This window comes from Nocardia jinanensis, assembly GCF_014645735.1.
GTDB lineage: Bacteria > Actinomycetota > Actinomycetes > Mycobacteriales > Mycobacteriaceae > Nocardia > Nocardia jinanensis.
This window is the reverse complement of record NZ_BMMH01000018.1, coordinates 23,727-30,998: the sequence shown is the minus strand read 5'-3', so window position 1 is coordinate 30,998 and position 7,272 is coordinate 23,727. Positions and strand designations below refer to the sequence as shown.

General features: G+C 68.5%; 6 protein-coding genes. 1 reads left to right on the top strand and 5 read right to left on the bottom strand.

All coding sequences use genetic code 11. The features are described from left to right. Positions 1 to 45: 45 nt before the first annotated feature. From mmsB to IEY68_RS28745, 5 genes are all read right to left on the bottom strand, one after another. Positions 46 to 948 (bottom strand): 3-hydroxyisobutyrate dehydrogenase, encoded by a 903-nt coding sequence (gene mmsB, locus IEY68_RS28765; RefSeq protein WP_058853881.1) that lies wholly within the window; start codon positions 946 to 948, stop codon positions 46 to 48. Next, positions 945 to 2,033, bottom strand: a complete 1,089-nt coding sequence (locus IEY68_RS28760; RefSeq protein ID WP_058853882.1) for an enoyl-CoA hydratase/isomerase family protein — start codon at positions 2,031 to 2,033, stop codon at positions 945 to 947. The genes mmsB and IEY68_RS28760 overlap by 4 nt, the downstream gene beginning before the upstream one ends. A 37-nt stretch (positions 2,034 to 2,070) precedes the next feature. After that, positions 2,071 to 3,222, bottom strand: coding sequence for an acyl-CoA dehydrogenase family protein (locus IEY68_RS28755; protein ID WP_058853899.1), 1,152 nt, complete (start codon positions 3,220 to 3,222; stop codon positions 2,071 to 2,073). Between the two features lie 5 nt (positions 3,223 to 3,227). Further along, on the bottom strand, positions 3,228 to 4,727 hold the full coding sequence (locus tag IEY68_RS28750; protein WP_058853883.1) for a CoA-acylating methylmalonate-semialdehyde dehydrogenase: 1,500 nt from the start codon (positions 4,725 to 4,727) through the stop codon (positions 3,228 to 3,230). 181 nt (positions 4,728 to 4,908) lie between these two features. Further along, complete coding sequence (locus IEY68_RS28745; RefSeq protein ID WP_058853884.1) at positions 4,909 to 6,042, bottom strand: DUF2157 domain-containing protein; 1,134 nt, start codon at positions 6,040 to 6,042, stop codon at positions 4,909 to 4,911. A 122-nt stretch (positions 6,043 to 6,164) separates the two neighbouring features. On the opposite strand from IEY68_RS28745, the gene IEY68_RS28740 reads away from it, so the two are divergent. Beyond that, positions 6,165 to 7,223, top strand: coding sequence for an amidohydrolase family protein (locus tag IEY68_RS28740; protein WP_058853885.1), 1,059 nt, complete (start codon positions 6,165 to 6,167; stop codon positions 7,221 to 7,223). Positions 7,224 to 7,272: the final 49 nt, after the last annotated feature.

Genomic DNA, 7,272 nt, shown 5'->3' with positions numbered 1-7,272 from the left:
TGGGCCCGGGATCATCGGACTACGGGCGGCCGGTCCGCCCTGTTCTCACCCGGCGGGGTTCGCGCCCCCGCTGCGTCCGCGCACATCGGTGATGATGGCCGAGAAGTCCCGGTCGCCGGAACCCTCGTTGAATTCGCGGTAGATCTCCGCCGCGAGCTGCCCGATCCGGCCCTCGACGCCGTTGGCGCGCAACGCCTCGACCGCGAGACCGAGATCCTTGTTCATCAGCGCGGTGGCGAACCCCGGTTTGTAGTCGTTGTTGGCCGGGCTGGTCGGCACCGGACCCGGCACCGGGCAGTAGGTGGTGAGCGCCCAGCTCTGCCCCGAGGCCGTGGATACGACATCGAAGAACGCCTGATGGCTCAGGCCCAGTTTCTCACCCAGGACCAGCGCCTCCGACAGCCCGACCATGGAGATGCCGAGCAGCATGTTGTTGCAGATCTTGGCCGCCTGCCCGTTTCCCGACGCGCCGGTGTGCACCACCTTGGCGCCCATCACCTCGAGCACCGGCAGCGCCTCGGCGAAATCGGTATCGGCGCCACCCACCATGAAGGTCAGCGTGCCGGCCGCCGCGCCGGAGACACCACCGGACACCGGCGCGTCCAGAGCCCGGTGCCCGGCCGCCGCCGCGGCTTCGGCCGCGGCCCGGGCATCGGCCACGTCGATGGTCGAACAGTCGACGAACAGCGTGCCCGGGTTCGCGACCGACAGCAGTTCGTCGTACACAGTACGCACCAGCTTGCCGTTGGTGAGCATGGTGATCACGATGTCGCGCCCGGTGGCCGCGGCCACGCCGGTGTCCACCAGGGCGACCCCGTCGGCGCGGGCCTGCTCCTGCGCCGCGGACGAGGGGTCGAACGCGTGCACGTCGTAGCCGGCCTTGACCAGATTGGCCGCCATCGGGCCGCCCATATGGCCGAGGCCGAGGAAGCCGATCGTCTTGCTCATTGTTTGTCCTCCGGAATCGTCGAACCCAGTTCCCGCGCACCGAGTTCGGCGAAATATCCGTCGACCTGCGCGGTGGTCACATCGGACAGGGTGGCGGGCGACCACCGCGGGTTGCGGTCCTTGTCGACGACCTGAGCGCGGATGCCCTCGACCAGATCGTGCGAGGCCAGCGAGGCGATCGACACCCGATATTCCTCGTTCAGCACCGCTTCCAGGCTGTCGGCGCCCCGCGCCGAACGCAGCGACCGCAACGTCACCTGTAGCGCGACCGGTGATTTGCCCAGCACGTCGGCGGCGGCCTTGTTCGCCTCCGCGGCCTCGTGGGCCTGCAGCCGGGAGACGATCTCCGCGACCGTCTCGGCGCTGTAGCAGGAATCGATCCAGTCGCGCTGCGCGACCAGCGTCGATTCCGGCGCCGCGGCAGCGAATTTCGCGATGGCGATATCCGCGGCCTCGCTCTCCAGGGTGGTCAGCAGCGCCGGGATCTGGTCGGCGGGTACGTAGTAGTCCGCGAAGCCGGTGGCGATGGCGTCGCCGGCCCCCAGCCGCGCGGTGGTGAGCGCGATATGGGTACCCAGTTCACCGGGCGCCCGCGACAGCAGGTAGGTGCCGCCGACATCGGGGATGAATCCGATACCGACCTCGGGCATCCCGACCTTCGACCGTTCGGTGACGATCCGGTGGCTGCCGTGCGCGGACAGTCCGACCCCGCCGCCCATCACGATGCCGTCCATCACCGCGACATACGGTTTCGGATAGCGGCCGATCAGCGCGTTGAGGATGTACTCGTCACGCCAGAACTTCCCGGTGGCCGAATCCGCGGCCGACCCGACGTGCCCCGCCGCCTGCTGTTCCTTGGCGTCGTGGTGGATGGCGACGATATCGCCACCCGCGCACAGGCCCCGCTCACCGGCACCGGTGAGGGCCACCGTCCACACCGAAGCGTCGGTAGCCCAGGCGCGCAACTGCTCGGTGATGGTGAGCGTCATCGCGTGATTGAGTGCGTTGATGGCCTTGGGGCGGTTCAGGGTGATCAGGCCCAGGCCGCCGCGCTGGGAGACCAGGACTTCGGGTTCGTCGCTCATTCATATCCTTTCGCGCTCGCCGCCGGGCGTCCGCCGATCACGACACACCCGCCACGGACGCTGTCATCGACCGGGCGACGACCACCCGCATGATCTCGTTGGTGCCCTCCAGGATCTGGTGCACCCGCAGATCGCGGACGATCTTCTCCAGGCCGTATTCGGCCAGGTAACCGTATCCGCCGTGCAGTTGCAGCGCGGCGTTGGCGACCTCGAAACCGGCGTCGGTGGCGAACCGTTTGGCCATTGCGCAGAGTTCGACCTTGTCGGGCGCGTCCGAGTCCAGCGCGGCCGCGGCCCGCCACAGCAGGGTCCGGGCCGCTTCCAGATCGGTCCGCATATCGGCCAGCCGGAACTGCAGTGCCGGATTGTCCAGCAGCGGTGCGCCGAACGCGGTGCGCTGGGCGAGATAGGGCACCGTCTTCTCCAGCGCGGCCTGCCCCCCGCCCACCGAACACGCGGCGATATTGAGCCGCCCGCCGTTGAGCCCGTTCATGGCGATCCGGAACCCGTCGCCCTCGTCGCCGAGCCGGTTGGCGACCGGCACCCGCGCGTCGGTGAGGATCACCGCCCGGGTGGGCTGGGCGTTCCAGCCCATCTTCTTCTCGTTGGGTCCGACTTCCAGACCGGGTGTATCGGCGGGGACGACCAGTGTCGAGATACCCCGCGCCCCGGTGTCCTGGGTACGGACCATCATCACGTACAGGTCGTTGCTACCCGCGCCCGAGATGAACTGCTTGGACCCGTTGATCACGTAGTCGTCGCCGTCGCGCACCGCCCGGGTGGTGAGGGCGGCGGCATCGGAGCCCACTCCGGGTTCGGTGAGCGCGTAGCTGGCGAGCTTGTCCATCGCGGTCAGCCCGGGCAGCCACTGCCGGCGCTGTTCGTCGTCACCGTAGGCGTCGATCATCCAGGCCGCCATATTGTGGATCGAGATATAGGCGGCCACGGCGGGGCACCCGGTGGCGAGCTGTTCGAAGATCCGCACCGCGTCCAACCGGCGCAGTCCGGACCCACCGAACTCCTCGTCCACATAGATACCGCCGAGCCCGACCGCACCCGATTTCCGCAGCACATCCACCGGGAAATGGTGCTCCTGGTCCCATTCCACGGCATGCGGGGCCAGATATTCGTCGGCGAACTCCCGGGCGGTATCGCGGATGGCCCGCTCATCGTCGTCGAGAGTGAACACGATCGTCATTCCATCGTCGGGATGACGAAGCTGTTGCTCTCCTTCAATCCCGCGGGCCAGCGCTGGGTGACCGTCTTGGTCTTGGTGTAGAAGCGGATCGAATCCGGACCGTGCTGGTTCAGATCGCCGAACCCGGACCGCTTCCAGCCGCCGAAGGTGTAGTACGCGATCGGCACCGGGATCGGAACATTGATACCGACCATGCCGACCTGTACGCGGGCCGCGAAATCGCGCGCGGTATCACCGTCGCGGGTGAAGATCGCTACACCGTTGCCGTATTCGTGGTCGTTGGCCAGCCGCAGGCCTTCCTCGTAGTCCGCGGCGCGCACCACCGTGAGCACCGGGCCGAAGATCTCCTCTTTGTAGATCGACATCTCCTTGCCCACCCGGTCGAACAGGGTCGCGCCGACGAAGTAACCGTCCTCCGCGCCGTCCACGGTCAGGCCGCGACCGTCGACCACCAGTTCGGCGCCCTCGTCGATGCCCTGCTGGACGTACTTCTGCACACGGTCCACACCGTCGAGACCCACCAGCGGGCCGTAATCGGCGCCGGGATCGTCGGAGCGGCCGACATTGAGCTTGTGCACCCGTTCGGTGAGCTTCTCGACCAGCCGGTCCGCGGTCTCCTCGCCCACCGGTACGGCCACCGATATCGCCATGCAGCGCTCACCGGCCGAGCCGTAGCCGGCACCGATGAGCTGATCGGCGACATCGTCGAGATCGGCGTCGGGCATGACGATGGCGTGGTTCTTCGCGCCGCCGAAGCACTGCGCGCGCTTACCGTTGGCGGTGGCGGTCTCGTAGATGTACTGCGCGATCGGGGTGGACCCGACGAATCCGACTGCCTTGATCCGGGGATCGTGCAGGATCGTGTCCACAGCTTCCTTGTCGCCGTTGACCACGTTGAACACACCCGCGGGCAGACCGGCCTCGAGGAACAGTTCGGCCAGTCGCATCGGGACCGACGGGTCGCGTTCGGAGGGCTTGAGCACGAAGGCGTTGCCGGTGGCCAGTGCGGGACCGGCCTTCCACAGCGGAATCATGGCCGGGAAGTTGAACGGGGTGATCCCGGCGACCACACCCAGCGGCTGACGCATCGAGTACACATCGATGCCGGTGCCCGCGCTCTCGGTGTACTCACCCTTGAGCAGGTGCGGGATACCGACCGCGAATTCGATGACCTCGAGGCCGCGCTGGATATCGCCCTTGGCATCGGCGATGGTCTTGCCGTGCTCGCTGGACAGCAGCGCGGCCAGGGAGTCGATCTCGTCGTTGACCAGGGTCAAGAACTTCATCAGTACCCGGGCCCGCCGCTGCGGGTTGGTCGCGGCCCAGGCCGGCTGCGCCGCCTCGGCATTCGCGATGACGGCCTCGACCTCGGCGCGGCTCGCCAGCGGCACCCGGGCCTGCACCTGGCCGATATTCGGGTCGTAGACATCACCGAACCGGCCGGAGGTGCCGGGGACGTGCTGCCCGCCGATGAAATGTGTGAGTTCTCGAACCATGCGATTCCTGCCTCGTGTCGGGGTGGCGGGCGCGGCGCTGCGGCCGTCCGTCACACGAAGATCATTTTGCGGGCTTCCAATAGTTGGACGTCCAAGCAAAACGATACACCCGGGCCCGAACCGAAACCAGAGCTACCCACAAATGTGCCGCACGAACCGTGCGAGTTCCGCTTCCGACCTGCTAACCGGCGGTTTTCGTGGACCGGGACAGCAGATAGCTGCCGATCCCGAGCACCACCGCACCGATCACCAGGATCGCCCCGGACGCACCCGCGGAGTCCCCGGTCCAGTCCGCGACCGCCTCCACCGCCGCCAGGGTCAGCGCGGCGGCACCACCGAGGACCAGCACCCACGAGCGGTCGGTCGCGTAGACCGCGAAGCACACCACCGCGACCACGGCGGTGAGCGCGTAGGCCGGCCACATTCCGTCGAACGCGTCGACCGTCTGCGCCCCCGACACCGCCAGCACCACACCTGCCACATACCCGGCCCATACTTCGAGCACCACGCGGGCCCGCGTGAGACCGATCCAGGCGATACCCAGCACCAGCACCCCGCCGCCGACCCAGCCGTCGTCGAGTTCGAAGACCTCGTCCAGCAGGCCCACGACCAGCGCCACACTGAACCCGGTACACACCAGCAGGCCGAGCAGCGACGGCAACGCGGCATAACCGGCGGCCGCCGCCAGCAAGCCCGCGCCCGCGGCGTAGACCCAGGTGGTATCGCCGCTCACATCCCCGTTGTCGAACACCGAACCCGCGGCCGCGGCCACACTCGCCGCGGCGAGCGCGAACAGGACCACCGCGAGCCGGGTCCGGGCGGTATGCCCGGTATCGGGCACCGAACGCCACGCCGCGCGCAACAGCACCGAGCGGCCGCCCGCCGTCGCCACTCCGGCCACGATCAAACCGAGAGCGACCAGCGCGAACAGGACGAACCGGCCGAGTTTCGCCATATCGTCCCAGGACTCCACCAGGATCAGCACCAGCCCGCTCAGCAGCAGGCCCGCACCGGCATAGGCCGCGATCTCGGCCAGCAGCCGGGCCGGGGTGGGCCGCGGCCGCTCGTGCTTCAGGGCCGTCACCACCGCGGTCAGCTGGGTTTCGTCGAGTACACCCCGCTCGACCAGATCGCGGAGCGCGGCGGGCGCACGATCCGGTTCCGCAGCCGCGACCTCATCGGCTCCCGGTTCCGGCGCCGGGCCGGCGGCCGGGCGCGACTCGGCGGCCGGGGCGGATTTCTCCGTCACGACCCGTCCGGGAACCGTATCGGCCCCCGGCACCGGCGCCCGCGGCGCCGAATCCTGTTCGCCCACAGACCCAGTATGCCGCCGTAACCGTGACCACGCCCGGCGCGAGCCGATCCGGCCCACCAGCACCGGTCACGCGCTACGCTCGGCGACCAGACCGCAGCCGATCGCAGGAGGTGCCGCAGCGTATGAACATCGGCGATATCCGGATCATCGACGCGCACATCCACCAGTGGGACCCGTTCGGCAATCCACGCGAATTCAGCCGCACAGCGAAACTGCTGCGGATCGTGCCGGTTCCGCTCTCGCTCGCGGTGCGCCTCGCACCGCGCAAGGACCGCGAGTTCATCGGCGATCCCTCGGCCTACCTGGCCCCCTACCTCCCCGCCGACTACCGGACCGACGCCGGCGATCTGCCGGTCGAATCGGTGGTACACATCGAGGTCGAATGGACCGGGCCGAAAGTCGAGGAGACCCGCTGGGTCACCGCATTGCCCTTCGGTGTGGACACCCCGGCCCTCGCCGCCGTGAGCGCGAGCGCGTTCCCGGGAGCCGCCGGATTCGCCGAACTGCTCGACGCCCATCTGTCCGCCTCACCTCTGGTCCGCGGAATTCGCAGTATGGTCGCCCACCACCCCGATCCGGGGATCCGCGGTTTCACCACCGACCCGGGTGCCCTGCGCAGCACCGCGTTCCTGGACGGCTTCGCCGAACTGGTCGCCCGCGATCTGATCTTCGAGGCGTGGGTGTACTCCCATCAGCTTCCCGACGTCACCGCCCTGGCCCGGCGCTATCCCGAAGCGAAGATCGTACTGAACCATCTCGGCACCCCGGCCGGGATCTTCGGACCGATCGGGAAGCACACGGGCAACGACGCCGAACAGCGCGCCGGGATATTCGAACGCTGGCGCACCGATATCGCCGAACTGGCCGAATCTCCGAATGTGGTGGCCAAGGTCAGCGGTCTGATGATGCCGATCCTGGGCCATGCTGTCCCCCGGCCCGGAGAGCCCACACCGGTGCCCCGGCTCGTCGAGCGGATCGGCCCGCTGCTGCGGCACGCGACGGACGTCTTCGGCGTCGAGCGCCTCATCTGGGGATCGAACTTCCCGGTCGACCGGCCGATCACCTCCGTCACCGGCAGCGCGACGGCTGTGGCGACGGTACTGACGCAGCATCTCGGCAGTACAGAGTCCTTGGAGAAGGTGTTCCGCGCCAACGCCCAGCGGGTCTACGGGCTGGACTGATCTCGGGCCGCCGTCTGCGCCGCCGGCGATCATGACCGACTGCCCGGTC